This window comes from Planococcus sp. RAB007_Raresut (assembly GCF_057369535.1).
Window position 1 is genome coordinate 136619 of record NZ_JBXYIF010000003.1, and the last position, 26079, is coordinate 162697.

At 45.4% G+C, this 26079-nt stretch carries 25 protein-coding genes and 1 riboswitch; of the genes, 23 read left to right on the top strand and 2 right to left on the bottom strand.

The window, feature by feature from the left end:
• Positions 1–146: 146 nt before the first annotated feature.
• Genes AC2Q9J_RS07290 through AC2Q9J_RS07300 form a run of 3 tightly spaced genes read left to right on the top strand, consistent with a single transcriptional unit; the run spans position 147 to position 2032 of the window.
• Positions 147–512, top strand: a complete 366-nt coding sequence (locus AC2Q9J_RS07290) for a type IV pilus modification PilV family protein (protein WP_499038515.1) — start codon at positions 147–149, stop codon at positions 510–512.
• Positions 509–976: a prepilin-type N-terminal cleavage/methylation domain-containing protein gene (locus AC2Q9J_RS07295; RefSeq protein WP_499038517.1), complete on the top strand. Its 468-nt coding sequence runs from the start codon at positions 509–511 to the stop codon at positions 974–976. The genes AC2Q9J_RS07290 and AC2Q9J_RS07295 overlap by 4 nt, the downstream gene beginning before the upstream one ends.
• A gap of 9 nt (positions 977–985) precedes the next feature.
• Positions 986–2032, top strand: coding sequence for a hypothetical protein (locus AC2Q9J_RS07300; protein WP_499038519.1), 1047 nt, complete (start codon positions 986–988; stop codon positions 2030–2032).
• 66 nt (positions 2033–2098) lie between these two features.
• Here the strand turns inward: AC2Q9J_RS07300 and rnhC are convergent, their stop codons facing one another.
• Positions 2099–3031: a ribonuclease HIII gene (gene rnhC, locus AC2Q9J_RS07305; RefSeq protein WP_499038521.1), complete on the bottom strand. Its 933-nt coding sequence runs from the start codon at positions 3029–3031 to the stop codon at positions 2099–2101.
• 131 nt (positions 3032–3162) lie between these two features.
• On the opposite strand from rnhC, the gene zapA reads away from it, so the two are divergent.
• From zapA to AC2Q9J_RS07375, 14 genes are all read left to right on the top strand, one after another.
• On the top strand, positions 3163–3423 hold the full coding sequence (gene zapA / locus AC2Q9J_RS07310) for a cell division protein ZapA (protein ID WP_084246401.1): 261 nt from the start codon (positions 3163–3165) through the stop codon (positions 3421–3423).
• A 5-nt stretch (positions 3424–3428) separates the two neighbouring features.
• A complete protein-coding gene (locus tag AC2Q9J_RS07315) occupies positions 3429–3965 on the top strand; it encodes a CvpA family protein (RefSeq protein ID WP_499038524.1) in 537 nt (178 codons plus the stop codon).
• A gap of 616 nt (positions 3966–4581) precedes the next feature.
• Positions 4582–6285 carry a DNA polymerase/3'-5' exonuclease PolX gene (polX, locus tag AC2Q9J_RS07320; RefSeq protein ID WP_499038527.1) on the top strand — a complete coding sequence of 568 codons (1704 nt, stop codon included), beginning with the start codon at positions 4582–4584 and terminating at the stop codon, positions 6283–6285.
• Between the two features lie 12 nt (positions 6286–6297).
• The gene (locus AC2Q9J_RS07325; protein ID WP_499038529.1) at positions 6298–8661 is read left to right on the top strand and encodes an endonuclease MutS2; all 2364 of its coding nucleotides are present in this window, start codon (positions 6298–6300) and stop codon (positions 8659–8661) included.
• Positions 8662–8682: 21 nt separating this feature from the next.
• Positions 8683–9096: a DUF350 domain-containing protein gene (locus AC2Q9J_RS07330; RefSeq protein WP_499038532.1), complete on the top strand. Its 414-nt coding sequence runs from the start codon at positions 8683–8685 to the stop codon at positions 9094–9096.
• 240 nt (positions 9097–9336) lie between these two features.
• Entirely contained in the window at positions 9337–11028 is a 1692-nt protein-coding gene (locus AC2Q9J_RS07335; protein WP_499038534.1) for an AMP-binding protein, read from the top strand.
• 42 nt (positions 11029–11070) lie between these two features.
• Complete coding sequence (fadR, locus tag AC2Q9J_RS07340; RefSeq protein WP_499038538.1) at positions 11071–11700, top strand: fatty acid metabolism transcriptional regulator FadR; 630 nt, start codon at positions 11071–11073, stop codon at positions 11698–11700.
• Between the two features lie 17 nt (positions 11701–11717).
• Positions 11718–12491 (top strand): enoyl-CoA hydratase, encoded by a 774-nt coding sequence (locus AC2Q9J_RS07345; RefSeq protein WP_499038541.1) that lies wholly within the window; start codon positions 11718–11720, stop codon positions 12489–12491.
• A 20-nt stretch (positions 12492–12511) separates the two neighbouring features.
• Positions 12512–13285, top strand: a complete 774-nt coding sequence (locus AC2Q9J_RS07350; protein WP_112224694.1) for an electron transfer flavoprotein subunit beta/FixA family protein — start codon at positions 12512–12514, stop codon at positions 13283–13285.
• 353 nt (positions 13286–13638) lie between these two features.
• Positions 13639–14604 carry an electron transfer flavoprotein subunit alpha/FixB family protein gene (locus AC2Q9J_RS07355; protein WP_499038544.1) on the top strand — a complete coding sequence of 322 codons (966 nt, stop codon included), beginning with the start codon at positions 13639–13641 and terminating at the stop codon, positions 14602–14604.
• 153 nt (positions 14605–14757) lie between these two features.
• Positions 14758–15072: a thioredoxin gene (gene trxA, locus AC2Q9J_RS07360; protein WP_084246381.1), complete on the top strand. Its 315-nt coding sequence runs from the start codon at positions 14758–14760 to the stop codon at positions 15070–15072.
• Between the two features lie 47 nt (positions 15073–15119).
• Positions 15120–16913, top strand: a complete 1794-nt coding sequence (gene uvrC / locus AC2Q9J_RS07365) for an excinuclease ABC subunit UvrC (protein ID WP_499038547.1) — start codon at positions 15120–15122, stop codon at positions 16911–16913.
• A gap of 42 nt (positions 16914–16955) precedes the next feature.
• Positions 16956–17129, top strand: a riboswitch (Lysine riboswitch).
• A gap of 146 nt (positions 17130–17275) precedes the next feature.
• Positions 17276–18487, top strand: a complete 1212-nt coding sequence (locus AC2Q9J_RS07370; RefSeq protein WP_499038549.1) for an aspartate kinase — start codon at positions 17276–17278, stop codon at positions 18485–18487.
• A gap of 584 nt (positions 18488–19071) precedes the next feature.
• Entirely contained in the window at positions 19072–20004 is a 933-nt protein-coding gene (locus tag AC2Q9J_RS07375) for a nuclease-related domain-containing protein (RefSeq protein ID WP_499038551.1), read from the top strand.
• 237 nt (positions 20005–20241) lie between these two features.
• Here the strand turns inward: AC2Q9J_RS07375 and AC2Q9J_RS07380 are convergent, their stop codons facing one another.
• Complete coding sequence (locus AC2Q9J_RS07380; RefSeq protein ID WP_499038553.1) at positions 20242–20643, bottom strand: YslB family protein; 402 nt, start codon at positions 20641–20643, stop codon at positions 20242–20244.
• Between the two features lie 203 nt (positions 20644–20846).
• Between AC2Q9J_RS07380 and AC2Q9J_RS07385 the strand changes: the two genes are divergently transcribed.
• From AC2Q9J_RS07385 to racE, 6 genes are all read left to right on the top strand, one after another.
• Complete coding sequence (locus tag AC2Q9J_RS07385) at positions 20847–21458, top strand: succinate dehydrogenase cytochrome b558 subunit (RefSeq protein ID WP_499038555.1); 612 nt, start codon at positions 20847–20849, stop codon at positions 21456–21458.
• A gap of 45 nt (positions 21459–21503) precedes the next feature.
• Positions 21504–23252: a succinate dehydrogenase flavoprotein subunit gene (gene sdhA / locus AC2Q9J_RS07390; protein ID WP_499038557.1), complete on the top strand. Its 1749-nt coding sequence runs from the start codon at positions 21504–21506 to the stop codon at positions 23250–23252.
• A gap of 33 nt (positions 23253–23285) precedes the next feature.
• Positions 23286–24053: a succinate dehydrogenase iron-sulfur subunit gene (sdhB, locus tag AC2Q9J_RS07395; RefSeq protein ID WP_499038559.1), complete on the top strand. Its 768-nt coding sequence runs from the start codon at positions 23286–23288 to the stop codon at positions 24051–24053.
• A 160-nt stretch (positions 24054–24213) separates the two neighbouring features.
• Entirely contained in the window at positions 24214–24681 is a 468-nt protein-coding gene (locus AC2Q9J_RS07400) for an acyl-CoA thioesterase (protein ID WP_499038561.1), read from the top strand.
• Positions 24682–24756: 75 nt separating this feature from the next.
• Entirely contained in the window at positions 24757–25209 is a 453-nt protein-coding gene (locus AC2Q9J_RS07405) for a MarR family winged helix-turn-helix transcriptional regulator (protein ID WP_499039119.1), read from the top strand.
• A gap of 10 nt (positions 25210–25219) precedes the next feature.
• On the top strand, positions 25220–26029 hold the full coding sequence (gene racE / locus AC2Q9J_RS07410) for a glutamate racemase (protein WP_499038563.1): 810 nt from the start codon (positions 25220–25222) through the stop codon (positions 26027–26029).
• Positions 26030–26079: the final 50 nt, after the last annotated feature.

Genomic DNA, 26079 nt, shown 5'->3' on the forward strand with positions numbered 1-26079 from the left:
TCTTTCTTAAAGTTTGAAAAAATAAGTTTAAGAATGGATAGAAATGACTAGTAAAAAAGAAATGCTGTGGTAAAATTAATTTGATTAACATATAAAAAAGTTAAATAATGTAAATTAATTAAGGTATTCAGCTATGGAGGTAGAAGATGAAAAAGGCATTATTTAAAGAAAACGGCATGACTCTGGTGGAGTTGTTGGCTGCAATTGCTCTATTGGGGATAGTTTTATTTACTTTCATGTCTATTTTTACCCAGTCAGCTAAATTTTCAGCGCATAATCAGGAGACTTTGACGGCTGTTCAGGTAGCGGAAGATATTGTAGCAGAAGTAAGAACAGGTAATTATCCCATTTCTGAAGATTTCACAAGACATGGATACGATATAGAGATAGTTGTCTCAGAGGGACCAAAAAATTTGCAACTTGCAACTATTACTGTGAAATCTCCTGATGGTGCTGGCATTAACAATCCGAACTTTACAACTCAGATGTACTTTAAGGTAAGTTCTCCATGAAAAATGAAAAAGGAATTACTCTAATCGAATTGATTGCTGTTTTAGCAATTGCAGGTATTATAGTCGCTTTAATCGCAAGTATGCTTTCCAGTGGAACTAACGCTTCTCAAAGAACCAATCTTAACCAGCAACTGCAGCAAGAAGGCAATATAATAGTAGAAAAAATCCGTGCTCAATATTTATTGAATCAGAAAGAAGACGCAGTTTTTGATACATTTGAAATTGTTGTGGAGAATGAGAAATTAATATACAAGGATGATACAGGCGCAAATACGGTTATTTCAGAAGGATTTCAATATGATTTAGATCCAGCTTCAGCAGATGCTTCTTCACCGACAAAGAAAATAGTTGTTTTGGATAGGACACAAAAATCAGTATTCAATCTATTGATCCGTGGAAAAACCAATGGAAATTCGCCCGACCAGGAATATAAAATCAACACATCATTCAGCAAGTTAAATTAGGAGGATCACATGAAGACTTTCAAAAATGAAAAGGGATACGCATTGTTGATGGTGTTAATGCTGATTCTTCTATTTACCGTATTGGGCATGGGGCTAATGGCGACGAATATGAATTCGGCAAAACAGTTCAGTACGAAGGAAAATCAGGTGCAGGCTAGGCATCAGGCTGAGATGGGCGTGTTGCATTATGTAGCACAAGCTGAAGAGCTTTTAGAAGAAAGAAATCAGGCAATTGCTAATTCAACAGCAGACGTTACAATTGAGAATTTTAAATTTTGTTCTTCCCTTAATGAAACTGTAAAAAATACAGAAGAAATGTATCAAGTAAATATTATTAGTTCGTTAAGCGGTGACTGTCTTGATGGGGATATTCTAGAGATAAAAATAAATAGCGTTGGGAAAGCAGAACATGGGGGCTCGAATGCTGAACCGCTATTTAAAGAAGTCATAGCAGACTTAAAAATTAACAAACAAATTCCGGCGGAATCGGGTCAAGACTCTCCTTCAGATAATGAAAATGAAGAGGAACCAAACAATTCAGTAATTGATTATGAAATTATTACAGGTGGATCCTTTATTAAAAATAGTGATGACCTGACTTCAAAAAGAAGCTTACATTATAAAGAGTTTTTAATTACTGAAAACGGTAATAATAGTGACGGAGCTACGATAGTAATAAAAGAAAACTTAAAAGTAGACGGTAAATTTGAAATGGGGACAAAGGGTTGTTTAGCTGTAGGTAACGACTTGATTCTTGCGGAGGAGGATCCGGTTCCCCGGGTTAAAAATGATTTTTACATTTTTGTTTATGGAAATTTATATTCAAAAGTTCATTTGAATACCAATGGTAAAAAGCAAGTTTATGTTAATGGCAGTGTTTATATTAATGGTAATAAAATGGAAGATTCTGCTAAAACAGCCTACTATCCAACCTTTACAGAAGATATCTCTAATGGAAAGCAACATAGTGGTTGCGCACTACCTTGGTTTGAAAAACCAGATTACAGAGTTCCGCTATGGGATTTCGATGACGAAATAAATGCAATCTACAAATAATCAAGTTGAGAAAAGACTGCATCACAGGAAGAGAAACTCCTGTGATGTAGTCTTTTAGTTTTTAATTCAACTCCGTCTTTTCCCAGCCAATACCTTCGCCTTGCCAGTATTCGCAAAATGCCACTTCGTCAAACTCTTTAAATACTCCTCACCATGTTTTAAAATTATTTTCGCAGCCGCTTCATCCACAACCTTGCCGGCACCTTTTGGAAGCGTGACGCCGGCTTCCGCGCTCATGCGGTCCATTTCTTCAAGGAAAGCTACGCGTGCAATAATCGAAGCACACGCAACGGAAACATGGAGTCCTTCCGCTTTCGTCGAGAACAGGACGTTCTCGCGGATAATTTCTTTTTCGCCTTTAATATGATTATAGTAAATACCGCGCTCGGCAAACTGGTCAATGAGAATGGCATCCGGTTTCATCGGATTCATTTTCGCCAGTACATGTTTCAGCGCCTGGTTGTGGAGAAGGGCTTTTATTTTCCCTTGAGACCAGCCTTGTGCCTGAACTTTATTGTATTTTTCATTTTTCAAAGTGAGGACCTTGTGTACGAATGCCTCTCGCAGATCCGGCGCGATCTTGCGCATCCAATCATCATTCAGCAATTTCGAATCTTTGACGCCCAGCTCGTGGGCAAGGTCGACTTTGTCAGCCGGCACAAAACAAGCGGCAACTGTAATGGGCCCGAAAAAATCCCCTGTGCCGGTTTCATCCGATCCCAAAACAGAAAGCTTTGCAAAATTTTCAGGAAGCGTGTCGCCTTTAGCCCCCGAAACTTTCACTGGATTTTTATCTGCTTGACCCCATTTTCCGGCTTCGCGTTCAGCTCCAGCACCTTGGAACATGACTTTCCCTGAATTGTAGACAGTCACAACGGTATCTGTCAGCTTCGCGGTAAAACGGACATATTGCGCTTTGGCGGGCGTTTTTTTATTTTCATAATGCTTGATGATTTGGAGGAGACTTTCCTCTGGAAGTTTTAATACGACATTGGACATAGGACAGTCTCCTTTCTAATGATTCACAAGTTGCTTGTGTTCATGTTATGATTATGTACAGAAATATAATGCGTTGGCTGGAATTGGCCAATGCTGTTATGCCGAGGCATAATTGATTGGGGGATGGAACATTGTCGGATCAGCAAAGAATTCGCACATCAGTTGAGATCTACGGCCATACTTACAAGATGGTAGGCACTGAAACCTCTGGCCACATGCGTTTGGTGGCGTCTACAGTGGACGAGAAGATGCGTGAGATTCATGCGATGAATCCATCTCTCGACAGTTCGCGCCTTGCAGTTTTGACTGCTGTAAATGCGGTACATGATAATCTTAAACTGAAAGAGCGCATTGAACAATTGGAAACTGAATTGAAAAAACTGAAGGGCTGAAGTAGATGCTAGATATAATATTATTCCTGTTGCTAATTGCCGGCATCATTGTTGGTGCAAAACGGGGCCTTGTGGTCCAATTAATACATATGGTAGGGTTCATCATCGCGCTTGTCGTGGCATATCTCTATTATAAACCTTTATCCGAATACTTCGTCCTGTGGATTCCATATCCTGCAGTAACTGATGAATCCAGGTTTACGCTTGCGATCGAGCAATTGGATCTTGACCAGACCTTCTATCAATTATTCGCATTCGCACTTATTTTCTTTGTCGTTAAATTTGGTCTGCAGCTGATTGCATCCATGTTCGACTTCCTGAAATATTTGCCGGTTCTCGGATTCCTCAGCAAGATCCTCGGTGCAATCCTTGGATTTATCGAAATGTTGATCCTGCTATTTTTCTTCATCTATGTTTTCGCATTGCTGCCATTGGACATCATCCAGAACCAGCTCGAAAACTCTGGAATTGCCCAGGCAATCCTGGAAAACACGCCTTATTTCTCTGAGAAAGTGAAAGAATGGTGGTATATTTATATGTAAGCACTGACTTCTCTCATTGCGGGAGAAGTTTTTTTGGAGTTTAGGGTTTATTTTAATTGAAGTAATATATGAATTCAATAAGGGATATTCCGCAAAACAGTTTCGCTTTCCATAACCGTGCTCCTGCATCGCTGCGCTAGCTTCGTCGCAAAACCTTGCCCTTGCAGACAAGGGCAATTGATTGGCTCCCGCCCAATCCTCCTCGTTCGCTACGCTCCCTGCGGTGTATCGGTCGTGTCGCTAAGCCGCAGGAAAAGTTTGACCGAACATCATTCGGTCGAACTTTTGCGACGAAGCGCATAGCGCTGCAGGAGCAGTAAGGTTTTCTTCACTGTTTTGCTCCATATCTATAGAGTCATCTCTCAGTACTGTATAGTCGATAATAGGCATTTTTTAGTTTATTTTATATAGCTTGAGAATTTTTATATTGTGATTAAACCTAAAACTGAATGAAGCAATAGGCGGTGACTCCTGCGGGAATAGAGTGAGACTGAGACCCCGCAAGAGCGAAGCGATGAGGAGGCTCAGGCCACTCCCGCGGAAAGCGTCCGCCTATAGCGCAATGATAATAAAAATCGGTATTTTTTATTTACTTTCACTTACAGGAGGTCTCCCAATGAATAAAAAAGTCATCATCAGAACACTTGAAAAGATAGCTTTATATATGGAATTGAAAGGGGAAAACCCGTTTAAAGTGTCCGCTTTCCGTAAAGCGGCACAAGCACTCGAGCTCGATCAGCGTTCACTGTCGGAAATAGAAGACGTCACGAAGCTGAAAGGCATCGGCAAAGGTACAGGGGACGTTATACTCGAGTTGATGGACAGCGGTAAATCGACGGTTTTAGAAGAACTGCAGGAAGAAGTGCCGAAAGGACTCATTCCGCTTATGAAATTGCAGGGACTCGGCGGCAAGAAAATCGCCAAACTGTATAAGGAACTTGGGATTGATTCGGCTGAAGCTTTGAAACAGGCATGCATCGATCACAATATTCAGAAGTTGCCTGGCTTCGGTCCGAAATCAGAAGACAAGATTTTGAAGGAATTGATGGAGTTCGATTCGAAACCTGGCCGCCATCCGATCTGGAAAACGGCTGAAGCTGTAGCCACCATCAATGAGATATTGGAAGGTATTAAAGAAGTCAGCGAGTTTTCAGTTGCAGGAAGCTATCGGCGGACAAAGGAGACGAGCAAGGACTTGGATTTCATCGTAGCGACAGGGCAGCCTGCCGTCGTCAAAGAGCAATTGCTTGCAGCGCTGCCGGTGCAGGAAACGATTGCTTCCGGTGACACAAAAGTATCGGTGACGGTTGAATTCCAGGATCCGATTGACATCGATTTCCGTTTGGTTGCGCCGGAGGAATTTGTAACGGCTCTGCACCATTTCACTGGATCAAAAGACCATAATGTGAAGATGCGCCAGCTGGCAAAATCACAAAATAAGAAAATCAGTGAATACGGAGTCGAGCAGGAAGACGGTTCTATCCAAACCTTCAAATTGGAAGAAGACTTTTTCGCGCATTTCGGATTGCCTTTCATTCCGCCGTCTGTACGTGAAGACGGTCGCGAAACGGATCGCATTGAAGAATTGCCGGAGCTTGTCACTGTTGAGGACATCAAAAGCGACCTGCATATGCATACGGTCTGGTCTGACGGTGCGCATTCATTGAAAGAGATGATTGACGCCTGCCGAGGCCGCAATTACGAGTATATGGTCATCACGGACCATTCACAGTATTTGAAAGTGGCAAACGGATTGACGCCTGAGCGTTTATTGGAACAGAATGGCCAAATCCGTGAACTGAATAAAGAATACAGTGATATCGAAGTGCTGTCCGGAACAGAGATGGATATCCTGCCGGATGCGTCACTCGATTTTGATGATGAAGTATTGAAACAATTGGATTTCGTCATTGCAAGTATCCATTCCAGTTTCCAGCAGCCGCAGGAGCAGATCATGGAACGGATCCATACTGCGATGAAAAATCCGTATGTCCATATGATTGCCCATCCTACCGGCCGTATTGTCGGCCAGCGGAGCGGCTATGATCCAGATGTGGAACAGCTTCTGGACTGGGCAAGTGAGTATGGTAAAATCGTGGAATTGAACGCCAGTCCTTACCGGCTTGACTTGGCGGTGGAATTCCTTGAAATGGCTCAGGAAAAAGGTGTGCCGGTGGCCATCAATACAGATGCCCACGCTATTGACCAACTTGAAGTGATGGCAATTGGTGTTCGCCACGCACAAAAAGCCTGGCTGAAACGTGACAATGTGGTCAATACATGGCCGCTGAAGAAATTTAAAGCATATCTGAAAAAATAGGAGGTGTCGCGAATGATCGCGGAGCGCGCATTAAAGACACTCGAATTTTATAAAATCCGTGATGAAGTGGCGCGATATTGCACCTCTTCTCTCGGTAAAAATCATATAGATAAATTGGTGCCATCTGTAGAAATCCGGGAAGTGGAGCAGCTGCTTGCGGAAATGGATGAGGCGGCGCAAGTGCTGCGGGTTAAGAATAATGTGCCGATGGGCGGGATTTTTGACGTCCGGATGCATGCAAGAAGAGCGCAAATCGGGGGAGCGTTAAGTCCGGTCGAATTGATGGAAGTATCATCAACCATTCGCGCCAGCCGAATCCTGCGCCAATTTTTTGAAACGATCCGTGAAGAAGGGGATATTCAAATCCCTCTATTTCTTGAGAAAAAGGAATCGATGCCGATTCTGACGCAGCTTGAACACGACATCAATGCGTGCATCGATGACAACGGCGGCGTGCTGGATTCAGCCAGTCCTGCACTGCGCTCCATCCGCCAGCAGCTGCGTTCACAGGAGAGCCGTGTACGCGAGCGGCTTGAAAGTTTGGTACGCGGAAAGAATGCGTCGAAAATGCTGTCGGATTCCATCGTCACCATCCGCAATGACCGATTTGTTATTCCTGTAAAACAGGAATACCGCAGCCATTACGGCGGCATTATTCACGACCAGTCTTCATCCGGCCAGACGCTTTTCATCGAACCGGATGCGGTGGTGCAGGCAAATAATGAAGTACGCCGTCTGAAAATGAAAGAAAAAGAAGAAATCGACCGTATTCTTCAAATGCTTTCTGCTCAAGTGCAGGAAGTGGCACATGACATTTTCGTCATGGTCGAAGTGCTGGGTGAAATCGATATGATTTTCGCCAAAGCGAAATATGGTTCAGCCAATAAATGCTCAAAACCCGCTATGAATACAGAGGGCTATATTAATCTTAAAAAAGCCCGCCATCCTTTGATTCCAAAAGATGAAGTGGTCGCAAATGATATCGAATTCGGGCGTGATATTACGGCGATCGTCATCACCGGTCCCAATACGGGCGGTAAAACTGTTACGCTGAAAACGGTCGGCCTTTGCACCTTAATGGCGCAAGCTGGTTTGCCGGTTCCAGCGCTCGATGGTTCTGAACTTGCCGTATTCGACCAAATTTTCGCTGATATCGGTGATGAGCAATCCATTGAACAGAGTCTGAGTACGTTTTCTTCCCATATGGTCAACATCGTGGACATCCTGACGAAATTCGATGAAAATTCACTGGTCATCTTTGATGAACTGGGAGCAGGGACAGATCCGCAGGAAGGTGCCGCGCTCGCGATTTCATTGTTGGATGAAGTCCACGGCAGAGGTGCGCGCGTTATTGCGACGACACATTATCCTGAACTGAAAGCATACGGCTATAACCGTCCGGGAGTGGCGAATGCCAGTGTGGAATTCAATGTGGAAACATTGAGCCCGACATACCGTCTTCTGATCGGCGTACCCGGCCGAAGCAACGCATTTGAAATTTCGAAGCGTCTCGGGTTGCCGGAACATATCATTACACATGCCCAGAGCTTTACCGGTACCGACAGCCGCCAGGTAGATTCAATGATAGCGTCGCTGGAAAAAAGCCGCAGGGAATCCGAACAGGATGCCGAACGCTCGAGTGAAGTACTGAAGGAATCCGAGAAATTAAAAGAAGAACTGGCTGCCCAATTAAAGCAGTATGAACAGAAAAAAGAGCAGCTTGAAGAAAAAGCGCGTGAAAAAGCACGCAAGATTGTGGACCAGGCCCGTGCAGAAGCGGACGAAGTCATTTCCGACTTGCGGAAGATGCAGCTGAACCAGCAAGGATCCATCAAAGAACATCAATTGATCGAAGCGAAAAAACGTCTTGAAGGTGCCGCACCTGAAAATCGCATATTGAAGAAAGCGGCTAAAGACAAACAGCGCGAAGTGAAATTGAAACCGAATGATGAAGTCAAAGTGATTTCATTCGGACAAAAAGGTACATTGGTTGAAAAAGTTTCCGACAAGGAATGGATCGTCCAGATCGGCATCTTGAAAATGAAGCTGCCGGAATCCGATCTTTCTTATACAAAACCGGAGAAGGAAAAAGAGACGCGAACGATGGCTACCCTAAAAGACCGGGACAGCCATGTGAAGCTGGAGCTCGACTTGAGAGGTGAACGCTATGAAGATGCGTTGGCCCGTGTTGAAAAATACCTTGATGATGCGTTATTATCGAATTACCATCAAGTTTCCATTATCCATGGAAAAGGGACAGGCGCGCTTCGCCAAGGCGTCCAGCAATATCTAAAAAAACATCCGCGGGTGAAAAGCTATCGCTTTGGTGAAGCGGGTGAAGGCGGTTCTGGTGTGACTGTCGCAGAATTGAAGTAGGAGTATAGGGGAGAATGAGCAATGTCAGAGACTGGGTTTTGGACGCATCCGCTTGTCGAAACGGCGGGTTATTTCAGTGTAGTAGTTTTATGTTTGATCGTGGCGATGGTGATTTTCGAAGTCATCACCAAGTATAAAAACTGGGAAGAAATCAAAAGAGGCAACTTATCAGTGGCAATGGCGACTGGCGGGAAGATTTTTGGTGTAACGAATATTTTCCGTTATTCCATCGAACAGCACAATACGCTGCCGGAAATGATCGGCTGGGGCGTCTATGGATTTGGTCTCTTGATCTTCGCTTATATCCTGTTTGAATTTTTGACGCCAAAATTCAAAGTGGACGATGAAATTGAGAATGACAACCGTTCCGTCGGTTTGATTTCCATGATGATTTCGGTCGGACTGTCGTTTGTAATCGGTGCAAGTATTTCATAGGAGTTGTGACATTTGGAAAATCTTATAAAGATCCTGATCGTTTGCTGTGTGTTGTTCGTGCTCGTTGGGATTGTTTATCTTTTCATGATTTAAAAACAGGAACCGCCAGCGAAAACTGCTGGCGGTTTTTCTTATTGCTTATTTATGCGAAAATAAAGTTTGTAAGCGCTGACATATTTCTCTATAATTAAAAATAGGAATATTCACACGATTCTTATAATACAAAAGGAGGAAATTAGAATGACAGAAAAACCATGGCTCGCGCATTATCCGCCGGAAATTCCTCAGACACTGGATTATGAAAGCAAACCGGTGCAGGATTATTTGACGCATACGTATGAAACCTCTCCGGAAAAAACGGCGATTCATTTCATGGGCAAAGATATGAATTATAAGGAATTATATGATTCCGCCATGAAATTCGCCAGCTACCTTCAAGGCTTAGGCATCAAAAAAGGTGACCGTGTAGCGATTATGCTTCCGAACTCCCCGCAGGCTGTTATCGGATTTTACGGTATACTTTATGCCGGCGGTGTAGTGGTCATGACCAACCCATTGTATACAGAGCGTGAAATTGCGTATCAGATGAAGAATTCTGGTGCCAAAGCGATTTTGGCGATGGACATCCTCTATCCAAGAGTTTCGAAAGTATTAAAGGATACGGATCTTGAAAATGTTATTATTACAGGTATCAAGGAATATCTTCCGTTCCCGAAAAACGTGCTTTATCCTTTCGTACAGAAAAAACAATATGGCATTACCGTAAAAGTGGAGCATAGAGGATCGAATCATTTATTCTCTGAAATCATGAAAACCGCGTCAACCGATGTCGCAAAAACAGAGTTCGATTTTGAAAAAGATTTGGCTCTACTGCAATATACAGGAGGAACCACGGGATCTCCAAAAGGGGTCATGCTGTCCCATAAAAACCTGATTTCAAATGCGACAATGTGTGATTCATGGCTCTACAAGACTAAACATGGTGAAGAAACGGTTCTCGGCATCATCCCGTTATTCCACGTGTACGGCTTGACGACTGTGCTGATCCTATCCGTCATGCAGGGCAATAAAATGGTGCTTCTGCCGAAATTTGATCCTGAGACGGCTTTGAAGACGATCAATAAGCAGAAACCGACTTTATTCCCAGGAGCTCCTACGCTGTATATCGGATTAATGAACCACCCGGATATCAAGAAATACGACCTTTCTTCAATCAGTGCATGTTTGAGCGGTTCTGCTCCGCTGCCGGTAGAAGTTCAGGAGAAATTCGAGAACATCACGGGCGGACGTCTAGTAGAAGGCTACGGTTTGACTGAAACTTCACCGGTAACACACTCGAATCTGGTATGGGGAGACAGAGTCAAAGGCTCCATCGGATTGCCATATCCAGACACGGACTGCAAAGTGTTCCAGCCAGGAACGACTGAAGAAGTTCCACACGGTGAAATTGGTGAAATCGGCATCAAAGGGCCTCAGGTCATGCAAGGTTATTGGAATAACCCGGAAGCTACGGCTGCGACGATTGTTGATGGCTGGCTGATGACCGGGGACCTCGGATATATGGATGAAGATGGCCACTTCTTCGTAGTTGACCGCAAGAAAGATATGATCATTGCCGGTGGATTTAATATCTATCCACGTGAAATCGAAGAAATCCTTTATGAGAATGAAGCCATTCAGGAATGTGTTGTAGCTGGCATCCCGGATCCATACCGCGGCGAAACAGTGAAGGCATATATCGTCCTGAAAGAAGGCAAGTCGATTACAGAAGAAGAACTGGATGCTTATTGCAGAGAACATCTGGCGGCATTCAAAGTACCGCGCATCTATGAATTCCGGACTGAATTACCGAAAACGGCAGTCGGCAAGATTTTGAGACGCTCTCTCATTGATGAAGAGAAGCAAAAGCTCAGTGAAGCCGTTCCTTCATAAAGCTTGACACAATAAGCAGTAAACTATAATATGAAAATATGAATGAATCGCCATTCATATTTTCATATTTTTTTGGGTGGTGAGGAATTGGTTAAAAAAGATAAACCGAAATATAAGCAAATAATTGATGCGGCGGTCATCGTTATCGCCGAAAATGGCTACCATCAAGCCCAGGTTTCGAAAATCGCTAAACAAGCCGGGGTGGCGGATGGTACAATTTATTTGTATTTCAAAAACAAAGAAGACATTCTTATATCTGTCTTTCAGGAAAAGATGGCTGTTTTCGTGAGTAAATTGGAACAGATTCTTGAAAAAGATCATTCAGCTGCTGAAAAATTGAAGCATATGATTGAGAGCCATTTCAATCTATTGGCAAATGATATCCATTTAGCGATTGTCACCCAACTTGAACTCAGGCAGTCGAATACCGAGATCAGGCTGAAAATCAACAGCGTTCTTCGTGAGTATCTTCTGCTGTTGGACCAGATCCTGATCAGCGGCATGGAAACGAATGAGTTTGATAAGGATATGGATATCCGCCTTGCCAGACAGATGGTCTTCGGTACGATGGATGAAACCATAACGACCTGGGTCATGAATGAGCATAAATATGACTTGGTCGAATTGGCTCCGAAAGTCCATCATTTATTGATGAAGGGCATGCGTGCCTAAGAGAGGGGTTTATCAGAATGGAATTTATCAGTTATCGTGTAGAAGACGGGGTTGCGATTGCAACGATCAACCGTCCGCCGGCAAATGCTTTGTCGCGCGCTTTGATTATGGAAGTTGATGAATTGCTAAATGCAGTCCAAAACGATGACGCTGTCCGCGCAATCGTATTGCACGGAGAGGGCAGATTCTTCTCAGCCGGAGCGGACATCAAGGAATTCACGCAAGTCACTTCAGGTGAAGAATTCTCCAAACTGGCAGCCAGTGGACAAAAAGTTTTTGAACGGGTGGAAACATTCCATAAGCCTGTTATCGCCGCAATCCACGGAGCCGCTCTTGGAGGCGGTCTGGAGCTTGCGATGAGTTGTCAAATGCGTTTTGTTTCAGAAAATGCTAAGCTAGGATTGCCGGAACTTCAGCTTGGACTTATTCCTGGTTTTGCGGGAACACAAAGATTGCCGAGATATGTCGGCGTTGCGAAAGCAGCCGAAATGCTATTGACTTCCGACCCGATCAGCGGAACGGAAGCAGCGCAATTGGGACTTGCAAACAGAGCTTATCCGGAAGAAGAACTTCTTCCGCAAACGCTTTCAATCGCTAAGAAGATTGCGAGAAAGAGCCCGGTTTCAGTTAAAGCCGCGATTGATATGCTCCAGTATGCGAAGCATGCAGGTTATCATGAAGGTGTGGAAGCGGAAGCGAATTCTTTCGGCACCGTTTTTGTGTCCGAAGATGCAAAAGAAGGAATCCAGGCGTTTCTGGAAAAACGCGAAGCACAATTTAAAGGGAAATAATACTTGGGAGGTCTACGTTAATGAACATTTATGTATTAGTTAAACGTACATTCGACACAGAAGAGAAATTAGTCATTTCTGGCGGGAAGATTCAGGAAGACGGCGCAGAATTCATCATCAATCCTTACGATGAATACGCGATCGAAGAAGCGATCAATGTCCGCGATGAGCACGGCGGTGAAGTCACTGTCATCACTATGGGTGGAGAAGACGCTGAGAAGCAGCTTCGTACAGCACTTGCTATGGGTGCAGACAAAGCGGTTCTTATCAACACTGAAGACGATGTAGAAGAAATGGACCAATTCACTTCAGCTTACATATTGGCTGAATATCTGAAAGATAAAGAAGCTGACCTTATCCTTGCAGGCAACGTTGCAATCGACGGCGGTTCAGGACAAGTCGGACCACGCGTTGCAGACTTGTTGGACATCAACTATGTGACTACAATCACTAGCCTTAAAATCGAAGGCGAAAAAGTAACGATCGTCCGCGATATCGAAGGAGACGCAGAAGAGCTTGAAACTTCATTGCCATTGCTGGTAACTGCTCAGCAAGGTTTGAACGAGCCGCGCTATCCTTCACTTCCAGGAATCATGAAAGCGAAGAAAAAACCGCTTGAAGAACTTGAACTGGATGATCTTGATATCGACGAAGACGACGTTGAAGCGAAAACAGAAACAATCGAAATCTACTTGCCGCCAGCTAAAGCTGCTGGGCGCATTCTTGAAGGCGACATTTCAAACCAGGTAACTGAACTTGTCGGCTTGCTGAAGAATGAAGCGAAAGTAATATAAAACAGAAAAGAGACGGCGCCCGCTAAGCTCTGAAGGCATAAGACAGACCAGCGAAGACAGTTGGATTGCTACTGCAAGGGGTCAATATAAAACCATGCTCATGTCTCTGCATCGCTAGCGCTAGCTTCGAGACATGAAAGTGCGTTGCATCGCTTCGCTGCTTCGTCACAAAGACTTAGCCTTGCAAGCGTCGGCTAATGTCTTCGCAGCTAGGCGGACTTATGACCCGAAGTGCTGGGGCGCCGGAGTATGGACAAAGAAATGCGGAAACGGCCGTTGTGAAAACTGGCCATCCCATTTTGACCAGATAGAATGATTCGAGTTTTTACATCTACTTAGGAGGTAAACGGACTATGTCGAAAAAAGTACTAGTATTAGGCGAAACGCGCGAAGGCTCTTTGCGTAACGTTTCATTTGAAGCAATTGCTGCAGCTAAAAAAATCTCCGGCGGCGGAGAAGTAGTAAGTGTATTAATCGGTGATTCAGTTGCTGAATTCGGTGCTGAATTGGTGAACTATGGTGCTGACCGTGTCATCACTGTTGAACATCCGCACTTGAAATCTTATACTTCTGATGGCTACAGCCAGGCTATGATGGCTGTCATCGACCAGGAGCAGCCGGAAGCTTTGGTCTTCGGCCACACAGCTGTCGGTAAAGATCTGTCACCAAAAATCGCTTCTAAATTGCAAACCGGTTTGATCTCTGACGTTACAGATATCGAAGGAGAAGGCGATGATGCAGTATACATCCGTCCGATCTTTTCTGGTAAAGCATTCGAAAAAGTGAAAAATAAAGGCGGAATCGACTTCATCACAGTCCGTCCAAACAATATTGCGCCTCTTGAAAGAGAAGAGCGTTCTGGAGATGTCAGCTCATTATCAGTGGACATCACAAACTTGCGCACAATCATCCAAAACGTTGTCCGCAAATCTGCTGAAGGTGTTGACCTTTCAGAAGCGAAAGTCATCATTGCAGGCGGACGCGGCGTGAAGAGTGCAGACGGTTTCGGACCATTGCAGGAACTTGCTGACCTTCTTGGCGGAGCAGTTGGCGCATCCCGCGGTGCATGTGACGCGGATTACGTGGATTACTCACTTCAAATCGGCCAGACTGGTAAAGTCGTAACACCTGACCTTTACATCGCTGCTGGTATTTCCGGCGCGATCCAGCATTTGGCTGGTATGTCCAACTCTAAAGTGATCGTGGCGATCAACAAAGATCCAGAAGCGAACATTTTCAAAGTTGCTGACTACGGTATCGTGGGAGACTTGTTTGAAGTCATTCCGATGCTGACTGAAGAATTCAAGAAAATTATGTAATTTATCTATGGAAGGCCTGCAAATTGCAGGTCTTTTTCTTCTGTTTATTCAGCGTCTAACGGGGTAAAGCAGGAGTAGGCAAATAAATAGCTAGTGAAAAATACGCGTGCTATAATCGGTTTAGAGTTTGGTAAAACTAAGGAGGAATTATTCATGGCAATTGTACACGGAACAGATCAGAACTTTTCACAGGAAGTATCAGAAGGACTAGTACTTGTTGACTTTTGGGCAACTTGGTGCGGACCTTGTAAAATGATTGCTCCTGTATTGGAAGAGCTTGACGCTGAAATGAGCGACAAAGTGAAAATTGTAAAAGTGGACGTTGATGAAAACCAGGAAACAGCTGGACAATACGGCATCATGTCAATTCCGACCCTTCTATTGATGAAAGACGGAGAAACAGTTGATAAAGTTGTCGGCTTCCGACCAAAAGAAGCATTGGCTGATTTGGTTAACCAACACGCATAATTCTTAACCGGGTCCATGGCGGCCCGGTTTTTTAATAGGGTGAGAATATGGCAAACGAATTGATTCAACATAAATTGGCAGTACTGCCCGACCAGCCTGGCTGCTACCTCATGAAGGACCGTCAGGACACAATCATCTATGTGGGCAAAGCGAAGGTGCTGAAAAATCGTGTGCGTTCCTATTTTACAGGCAGCCACGATGCCAAGACGCAGCGCCTGGTCAATGAAATCGAGGATTTCGAATACATCGTGACGTCTTCGGACAAGGAAGCGCTGATTCTGGAATTAAACCTCATCAAAAAATACGATCCGAAATACAATATCATGCTGAAAGACGATAAATCCTATCCTTATTTGAAAATCACGGGTGAGCGTCATCCGAAACTGATCATTACAAGACAGGTGAAAAAAGATAAAGGGAAGTATTTCGGCCCTTATCCGAATGCCTACTCGGCGAGCGAAACGAAAAAATTGCTCGACCGTTTGTATCCGTTGCGGAAATGCCATCAGATGCCGGACCGTGCCTGCCTTTATTATCATATGGGCCAATGTTTGGCGCCGTGCATCAAACCGGTTGAAAAACAGACATATGCGGAAATGATCGACGAGATTTCGAAGTTCCTGAATGGCGGTTTCCGTGAAGTCAAACAGGACCTGGTCGAAAAAATGTCGGAGGCATCTGAAAACCTGGAGTTCGAACGGGCCAAGGAATACCGCGACCAGATCAGCCATATTGAAAACGTCATGGAAAAACAGAAAATGGCGATGAACGATTTTACCAATCGCGATGTTTTTGGCTATGCCGTCGACAAAGGCTGGATGTGTGTGCAGGTCTTTTTCGTGCGCCAAGGTAAACTGATCGAACGCGACGTCTCCCTGTTTCCGCTTTACCGCGACCCGCAGGAAGAATTCATGACCTATCTTGGGCAATTCTATGAGAAATCAAATCATGTGAAACCGAACGAGATTTTATTGCCGGAGGGTGAAGATGCGGAGCTGGTCAAGGATTGGCTCGGTGTTCGTACGCTTGTGCCGCAGCGTGGCAAGAAAAAAGATTTGGTGCTGCTGGCGAAGAAAAATGCTGAAATCTCGATTAAAGAGAAGTTCCAGCTGCTTGAACGTCAGGAAGAACGGACGATCGGTGCTTGCCAGGAACTTGGCGAGGCGATGAATATCGAGACGCCGCTTCGTATTGAAGCGTTCGATAACTCGCATATCCAAGGGGCGGATGCAGTATCGGCGATGATTACATTCATCGACGGCAAACCTTCTAAAAAGGATTACCGCAAGTACAAGACGCGCACGGGATCGAAACCCGATGATTATGCGGCAATGCGGGAAGTCATACGGCGCCGTTATTCACGCGTGCTGAAAGATGGATTGCCGCTGCCTGATTTGATTGTCATTGACGGTGGTAAAGGGCAGATGTCATCAGCCCGCGAAATTCTGGAAGATGAACTCGGATTGTCGATTCCGATTGCTGGCCTGGCGAAAGATGCCAAGCACCAGACATCGCAATTATTGTACGGTGATCCGGTTGAAGTCGTGCCGTTGAAGCGGACGAGCGAGGCATTTTATCTCATGCAGCGCATACAGGATGAAGTCCACCGATTCGTCATCACATTCCACCGCCAGCTGCGCGGCAAGAACTCAATCAGTTCTGCGCTCGACGGACTGGAAGGCGTTGGTCCGAAGCGCCGGCAGCAATTGCTCAAGCATTTTGGATCTGTCAAACGAATCAAAGAAGCGGACGCAGCTCAGTTGATGGAAGCGGGCATGCCAGAAAAATTGGCGGAATCCATTCATCTGCATTTTGCTGAACAAACATTGTCATCTGAATGAGTTCGTGTTATTGTAATAAGCATAAATTGAATCACTTGTAAAAGTGGTGATAGAGGCGCGGGCGTCAAAAGTAGCCATCCGGAGATTTGCAGAATCTGTGAAGGATGAGGAAAGGGACGACCGCCGAAGTGTGTGAAGGCTGCAGCCGAACATGCTGGTTCTGCATTTAAGAGATGCAGGGCTGTCAGAGTAATACTCTGGAGGGCTATCTCACATGGACGTTTTTCGTACATGATAAATGAGGTAGTTTGCCGGATCGACGGCAAGCTGCCTTTTTTTATGTCTGGTACTGGTGTCCACTCCAATGGACGCCTGCACTTTTCATGCTGAGGGCCACATACTGATGTGGGAGTGGATTAGATATGGAAACGGTAGTTATGAAATTTGGCGGGACGTCAGTGGCGACGCCAGAAAAGATTGTTGGCGTAGCGAAAAAGGTGATTGCCGAGAAAGAGAAAGGGAAGCGTGTCGTGATCGTCGTGTCGGCAATGGGCAAGACGACTGACACTTTGCTCGGACTGGCATCAGAAATTTCTGCCGAACCGCCGAAACGCGAGATGGACATGCTGCTTGCGACAGGCGAACAGGTAACGATTTCATTGCTTGCAATGGCCTTTAAACAACTTGGGCACGAAGCGGTATCATTCACCGGGTGGCAAGCGGGCATCGAAACCGAGTCAGTTCCGCGCAATGCGCGCATTGAACAGATTCATACGGAGCGGCTCGAAGCGGTTCTGGATAACGGATTTTTCGCTGTAGTGGCTGGCTTCCAGGGGGTCGACCGCATCGGCAACATCACGACGCTCGGCCGCGGCGGTTCCGACACAACTGCTGTCGCGCTGGCTGCTGCTTTGCAAGCTGAGAAATGCGATATCTATACGGATGTCGACGGCGTTTATACGTCGGATCCCCGTTTTGTGAACGGCGCGCGCAAGCTGGAGCAGATTTCCTACGATGAAATGCTTGAACTCGCCAATCTCGGTGCCGGCGTTTTACACCCGCGCGCTGTCGAATTCGCCAAAAACAATAACGTCCCTTTAACCGTCCGGGCGAGCTATTCCGACGAACCGGGAACTATCATACAAGAGGTGGTCACTGTGGAAAAAAATCTTATCGTCCGTGGCGTAGCATTCGAGCCCGGCATTGCCCGCGTAACCGTTGCATACAATAAACCCTTCAACGGTTCACTCGCAAACATTTTCATGACGCTGGCTGAAAACCATATCGATGTCGACATCATCGTCCAAAGTATTTCAGAAGAATTCCAGCCCTCCGTTTCATTTTCAATAAAAGAGGACAGCCTGGAAGAAGTGCGCCGTGTGCTCGATGACAATAAAGAAGCGATCGGCTTCAAATCGACAGACTTTGAAGTCGGCCTGGCAAAAGTCTCAATCGTCGGCTCCGGCATGGTATCCAATCCGGGTGTCGCGGCCCGCATGTTCGACATCCTGCGCATGTCAGAAATCCCGGTCAAAATGGTCAGCACTTCGGAGATCAAGATTTCTGTAGTTGTGCCAGGGGGCGACATGGAGAAATCTGCGAATACGCTGCATGAGGCGTATGGATTGGGATGAGTTTGGAATTGAATAAGTGATGTGTGGGCCCGGCGGTTGCCGGGTTTTTTGTGTTTTAAATGATAAAACCGACATTATTATGCCTAAGAGCAAGAGCGGATTTTTCGCCTTGGCGGAAAAATCCAATGTCTGAATGTCTGGAGGAAATCTTCGCCTGTGCGAAGATTTTTTCTAAATAGGTTCTATAGGGGTCAATATATTTTTTTAGTACAGTATTCAGGATTGTATAAATTTCATAATTCAGATAATTATAAAGGGGAGGCGGCGGTTGTCGGGTTTTTAATGGAATGAAAAAGTAATTACCCAGATAGAAAGTGCAAACCACGAAATTGTAAGTGAACTTCGAAAGGTGAACGCCTCAAACTTTTTGCTCCACCCTTAACCTAGTGATAAACCCATTATTACCCAAGATCGGGCGGGGCGGGCCCCGCCCACTGGGCAGTCCGCGGACGCGGACTGCTTTCAAATCAGGGTTTGAATTTTATATCGGGAAGTAGCAAAACGAAACATCTTTCTTCTATATAGTAGTGTTATAATTCAGATAACTTGATGGAGAGGCGGCGATTTGGATAGGGGAGGAACGGTTGGAGATATGGGAATGCGTGCGGCTGCTGATGGAGCGATTGCCGGACAGGCATCCCGAGCAGGAGTATTTGAAAAAGGAGTTTCATCGTTACGAAGCGGGTTGGCAAGGTGAGAAGCGTCTGCATGCAAAAATGGTCGAGTTTCATTGGCACGAACCATATGAACTCTTGTGGGATGTGGGTTTGCGGCTCGGTGACTGGAAAGTGCAGATTGACGGCCTGCTGATTACGCCGCGTTGCCTCATTGTTATCAGTTCAAAAAATATCAGCGGAAAAATCCATTTTAACGGGACGACAAGTGAATTTTACCGGTTCAACAACGAAGGTGAAAAATTGGTCCTGGACGACCCGTTGGTGCAGCTCGCCAAGCACACCGGTTTTCTCGAGCTATGGCTGGAAAAAAGAAAAGTAATGCACCCGCCGATTGATGGAGTAGTCGTTTTTACCCCGAGGCATTGCGAATTTATTGCGAAGCCGGTTGGGCCTAATATTTGCAAGACGTACCAGGCGGTTGAAATGGTTTATGGGATTCTTAAGAATCGTGCTGCATTGGCTGACTCCCCTAAGCCGAGCAGGATCAGGCGCCTTATTGAAGCAAACCTTTGCCCGTATGAGCGGCCGCCTTTATGTGAATATTACCGGATTGATCCGCGTGAGTTGAAGGTGGGTGTCAAATGCGTTGTGTGCCGGGAATGTACAATGGAGCGACTATATAAAATTTGGAATTGTAAAGCTTGCGGCCACCAAGATACAAATGCTCACGAGTTGGTATTACAGGAATATTTCGTTCTGGTCAGTCAGCAAATTGACAGTAGGGAATTTCGCCGGTTCAGTGGCATAGAGTCGAGACATGCAGTTTTTCGTATACTATCTGCCGCCAACCTTATAACGACAGGCGGTAAGAGAAATCGAAGATATCTCGTAAAAAAATAATCCTGTTCCCTAAAACATCTTCTTCGGAAGATGTTTTAGTTGTTAAAATAAGAGATTATTATTAAGTTGAGCACAAATGCTGTTCTCCCGCGCACAACGACGGCACTCCCGCGCACAACGACGGCACTCCCGCGCACAACCAGCCTTCTCCCGCCCACAAACCCCACCACCCCCAATCCAACCCACAAAAAAAACCGCCCCACACCCGTGAGACGGCCAAACTGCATCATATTCCACTCAAACTTGCTCTCGCAGATCCGTTTTGAGCGTAATCCGCACCGATTTCTTCTTCGGCAGCACTTCATCGTACGCTTCGGTCAAAAAGCCGCTGATTTTCTGCTGTTGCTGAGCCAGGAAGCCGGCTTCGAGCTTGAAGCAGCGGTTATCGAGTTTAAAAGGGCGCAAAACGAAGACGATTTCGTCTTTGCCGGATTTTTCTGTCACCAATTCGCCAAATCCTGCTTGCTCGAAAAAGTCGCCGGCTTCGTCCAAAGAGAAGAGAGGGAACTTCCGGGCGAGTGATTTGCCGGCCCAGTAGAGGACGTCGTTTTCGTGTTTGCCCAGTATATCGGATAATACATAGTCGCGAATAATTTCATAACCAAAATGCTCGTTGGTTTCAGGTTCTTTTGCAGTCATCGTAAACCCACTTTCAATATGTAGAAACCTTGCAGGGAATCTTCTGAATTAAGACAAGTTGCCTTGACGCTCCTAATAGAGCGGAGTACAATAAATATGTCATATTATTGTATCATGATGTTCCATGCAGTCAATGGATGCTTTCGTAAAATATCGATTGCGCCGTTAACTGCCTTATTAATGTTTTGAGGAGGGTAAAAGTTTTGGATAATCGTGAATTTTTATTGCGCAGGTTGCATTCATTGCTAGGAATCATTCCTATCGGTATATTCCTTACACAGCATTTGATCGTTAACCACTTCGCAACACAAGGTGTCGAGGCATTTAATACCGCATCCCACTTCCTTGCGAACCTTCCGTTCGTAATTTTCCTGGAGATTTTCGTTATTTATCTGCCAATTATGTATCATGCCTTCTATGGTGTATACATAGCATTCACTTCGAAGAACAATCCTGGCCACTACAGCTATTTGCGCAATCTTTTGTTTGTTGCTCAGCGATATACAGGAGTCTTCCTTGTAGTCTTCATCGCATGGCATGTATTTGAAACACGCTTCCAGGTAGCAATCGGAAATGCGGCAGAAGCTGATTTCAACATGATGGCCAACATCTTGGATAATCCTTGGATGTTTGCATTCTATGTTGTCGGTGTTCTGACAGCTGTTTTCCACTTAGCGAACGGCCTATGGTCTTTCCTAGTAACTTGGGGCATTACTCAATCAGAAAAAGCTCAGCGATATACGACATACTTCACACTTCTAGTGTTCGTAGTGCTGTCGACTATCGGTATCCGCGCTTTATTGGCATTCGTTTAATACGAATTCGATCATTGGTGAATTAAAAGAGGAGTGAATACCAAAATGGCGAAAGGCAAACTTATTATTGTCGGTGGCGGGCTTGCTGGTTTAATGGCGGCTGTAAAAGGCGCAGAAGCTGGCGCGGCAATCGATTTATTTTCAATCGTTCCGGTTAAACGATCTCACTCTGTGTGTGCGCAGGGCGGTATCAACGGAGCGGTAAATACAAAAGGTGAAGGCGATTCACCGGATATTCACTTTGACGACACGGTATACGGCGGGGATTTCCTTGCGAACCAGCGTCCAGTCAAAGCGATGACAGATGCGGCGCCAGCGATTATCCGCTTGCTTGACCGCATGGGCGTTATGTTCAACCGTACGCCTGAAGGTTTATTGGACTTCCGCCGTTTCGGTGGGACGATGCACCACAGAACAGCTTTTGCCGGCGCGACTACTGGCCAGCAATTGCTTTATGCACTTGATGAGCAAGTGCGCCGCCACGAAGTAAGCGGTCTTGTACAGAAATACGAAGGATGGGAATTCCTTGGTTTGATTCTTGATGAAAACGGCGTGAGCCGCGGAATCACTGCTCAGAACATGACGACTATGGAAATCAAAGCGTTCCGCGGAGATGCTGTCATCATGGCAACTGGCGGACCTGGAATCATCTTCGGAAAATCGACGAACTCTGTTATCAACACAGGTTCAGCGGCTTCCATCGTTTATCAGCAAGGCGCGTATTACGCAAACGGCGAATTTATCCAGATTCACCCGACTGCGATTCCGGGAGACGACAAGCTTCGCTTGATGTCTGAATCGGCACGTGGTGAAGGTGGCCGTATCTGGACTTATAAAGACGGAAAACCTTGGTATTTCCTCGAAGAAAAATATCCTGCTTACGGAAACTTGGTTCCTCGTGATATCGCTACACGCGAAATCTTCGATGTCTGCGTTAACCAGAAGCTGGGCATTAACGGTGAAAACATGGTTTACCTGGATCTTTCACACAAAGATCCGAAAGAATTGGATATCAAACTTGGCGGAATCATCGAGATCTATGAGAAATTCACAGGTGATGACCCACGCAAAGTTCCAATGAAAATCTTCCCGGCAGTCCATTATTCAATGGGCGGATTATGGGTCGATGATCACCAGATGACAAGCATCCCTGGCGTTTTAGCTGCGGGTGAATGTGATTACTCTCAGCACGGTGCAAACCGTTTGGGCGCAAACTCACTCCTGTCAGCTATCTACGGTGGTATGGTTGCAGGACCGAACGCACTTGATTACATCAAAGGCCTTGAGGTTCTTGCGGAAGACATGCCATCAGACATCTTTGACCAGGCAGTTGCTGAAGAGCAGCGCAAATGGGATGAGATTCTTTCACTTAATGGAACAGAGAACGCATATGTTCTTCACAAAGAGCTTGGCGAATGGATGACGGATAATGTAACAGTCGTTCGTTATAACGACCGTCTTCAGAAAACGGACGAGAAAATCCAGGAATTGCTTGAGCGTTTCAATAATATCAACATCACGGATACACAACTTTGGAGCAATCAAGGCGCAATGTTCACACGTCAGCTGAAAAATATGCTACATTTAGCACGAGTGATCACACTTGGAGCGTTGAACCGCAATGAGAGCCGCGGAGCTCACTACAAACCTGATTTCCCGGAACGTAACGATGAAGAATTCTTGAAAACGACTATGGCGAAATTCAATGGCTATGACGCACCAATCTTCCATTATGAAGATGTGGATACAGGATTGATTCCGCCGCGCAAGCGTGATTATTCAGCCAAAGCATAAGTTAACGAGTCAAAGAAGGGAGATAGAATTACTATGGGTGAAGCAGCAAAAACGGTAATTTTTGAAATCGAACGCCGTGATTCCACTGAAAAAGAATCCTATTTCGAGAAATTCGAATTACCATACCGCGCGAACATGAATGTCATTTCGGCATTGATGGAAATCCGCCGTAACCCTGTCAATATGGAAGGGAAGAAAACGACACCTGTAAACTGGGACATGAACTGCCTTGAGGAAGTTTGTGGAGCATGTTCAATGGTCATCAACGGTAAAGCACGCCAGTCGTGTACAGCTCTTGTCGATCAATTGGAACAGCCGATCCGTTTACAGCCGATGAAAACATTCCCTGTTGTCCGCGACCTTGTCGTTGACCGCAGCCGCATGTTCGATTCATTGAAAAAAGTCAAAGCTTGGGTTCCAATCGATGGAACTCATGATCTAGGCGAAGGTCCACGTATGCCTGAGCGTAAACGCCAATGGGCTTACGAACTTTCAAAATGTATGACTTGCGGTGTTTGCCTTGAGGCATGCCCGAACGTCAACGAAAAATCCGATTTCATCGGAGCTGCGCCACTTTCACAAGTTCGCTTGATGAACGCGCATCCAACTGGCGCTATGAACCGTGATGAGCGTTTGAACGCTATCATGGGCGAAGGCGGCCTTGCAAGCTGCGGTAACTCACAAAACTGTGTTGAATCTTGCCCTAAAGGTATTCCTTTGACAACTTCAATCGCAGCGTTGAACCGTGAAACTACAGTTCAAATGTTCCGCAACTTCTTCGGAAGCGACCACGCAGTCTGATTTACACAGAGAACCTTCACTTCGGTGAAGGTTTTTTTGTTTGGTTTCCATATCAAAAAAATAGCAAAATCGATCCTCCGGAAATGAAAATTGGAGCCTCACAAACTTGTTTTTGTTATACTGATAAAATAGTAAAGGAACTATTATTGGAGGCAATCAAATGAAAGCTAATTACATTACAGATTTTGAACAGTGGAAACAGGAATTCAGTTTTTCCGCGCCGGTGCAAGTCCGCTTTTCTGAAACGGATATGTTCGGCCATGTCAATAACACGGTGCCGATCGCTTATTTCGAATTTGCGCGCATCGAATACATGAAAGAACTTGGGCTGATGCAACGCTGGCTGAAAGGCAACGGTGATTTATTCCCAGTCATCGCGGATATGCAAGTCGATTACACACAACAGGTTTATTTTGATGAAATGCTCGACGTCTACGTCAAAATCGCTTCAATCGGCAGGTCTTCGATTGACGTCCATTACTGGGTGGTAAACGCAAAAGGGGAAACCTGCTTTACGGGCAGGGGCGCGATGGTTCAGATTTCGAAAGCCACTGGCAAAGGACATCCATGGACTGAAGAAGAAAAAGTGCTTTTTGAGAATAAGCAGTTAATTTCATCAGAAAATTAAGTCAGTTCTTGCTAAATTAGAAAAAAACCTTCACTATATATAGTAATAGTTGTATTCAAGGAGTGGACATGAATGATGAATGAAAACAAAAATGAAATTCCGCACGATAAAGAACGCGTCGCTTTTATGGAAAAAGAACTGCGTTATATCTCCGGAATCATCAAGCAGAAAGGCCGGGAAATCCTGAATTCCTATACGATTACACCGCCGCAGTTCATCGCTCTGCAATGGCTTTTCGAACATGGTGATATGACGATCGGCGATTTGTCGAATAAGATGTATCTCGCGTTCAGCACGACAACGGATTTGGTTGACCGCATGGAAAAGAATGAACTGGTCGTAAGGATTCGTGAGGAACAAGATCGCCGCGTTGTGCGTATCAAGCTTTTGAAAGAAGGCGAGCGCATCATCGAAGAAGTGATTGAGAAACGCCAGGATTATTTACAGAACGTCCTGACTGAATTCAGCGAAGAAGAAGTGGAGCAATTTTCATTCTTATTGGAGAAATTGCACACGAACATGAAATAGGGGCGGAAACATGCAAGCGAATGCGCCAATCGGAGTAATCGATTCAGGAGTCGGCGGCTTGACTGTCGCGAAAGAAATCATGCGGCTTTTGCCGAACGAGCAAGTGCTGTACATCGGAGACAATGCAAGGTGTCCGTATGGGCCTCGTCCACAAGCGGAAGTCAGAAAATATACTTGGCAAATGGCGCGTGCGCTAATGGATAAGAATATCAAGCTGCTGGTCATCGCGTGTAATACGGCGACCGCTGCAACGCTTGATTCGTTGCAGAAAAAATTGCCGATTCCGGTCATCGGTGTCATTTTTCCAGGTGCACGGGCAGCGATGAAAGTTTCGGCCACGAAAGAAATCGCTGTGCTTGGCACAATCGGCACAGTAAAAAGCGGCGCATACGAAAATGCTTTAAAATCGTTGATGTCGTCATGCCATATCGTCCAGCTGGCATGCCCTAAATTTGTGCCATTGGTGGAAAGTGATGAGTACGAAGGTGAATTTGCCAGAAAAATGGTAAGGGAGACGCTTGCACAATTGGACCGCAAGCATTTTGATACCGCCATACTGGGCTGCACGCATTATCCGCTTTTGCAGGAATTCATCCAGGAGAAGTTCGGACCATCTGTGACGGTATTGTCATCCGCTTCTGAAACCGCCAAGGATGTAGAAAATCACCTGCGTTTTCAGGGCATGCTGGCTCCAGCTGGTAAACGGCGAGTGCATAAATTCTACACATCAGGTTCCACTTCGATTTTTGAAACGATCATCAAAAAATGGCTGGAGATTGAAAAACCGGTCATTCACTCAATTAAATTCTCTCAAACCTGATGGCGCTGCTGTCAGGTTTTTGTCGGTCCCTATAAAATATGGTACGCTAA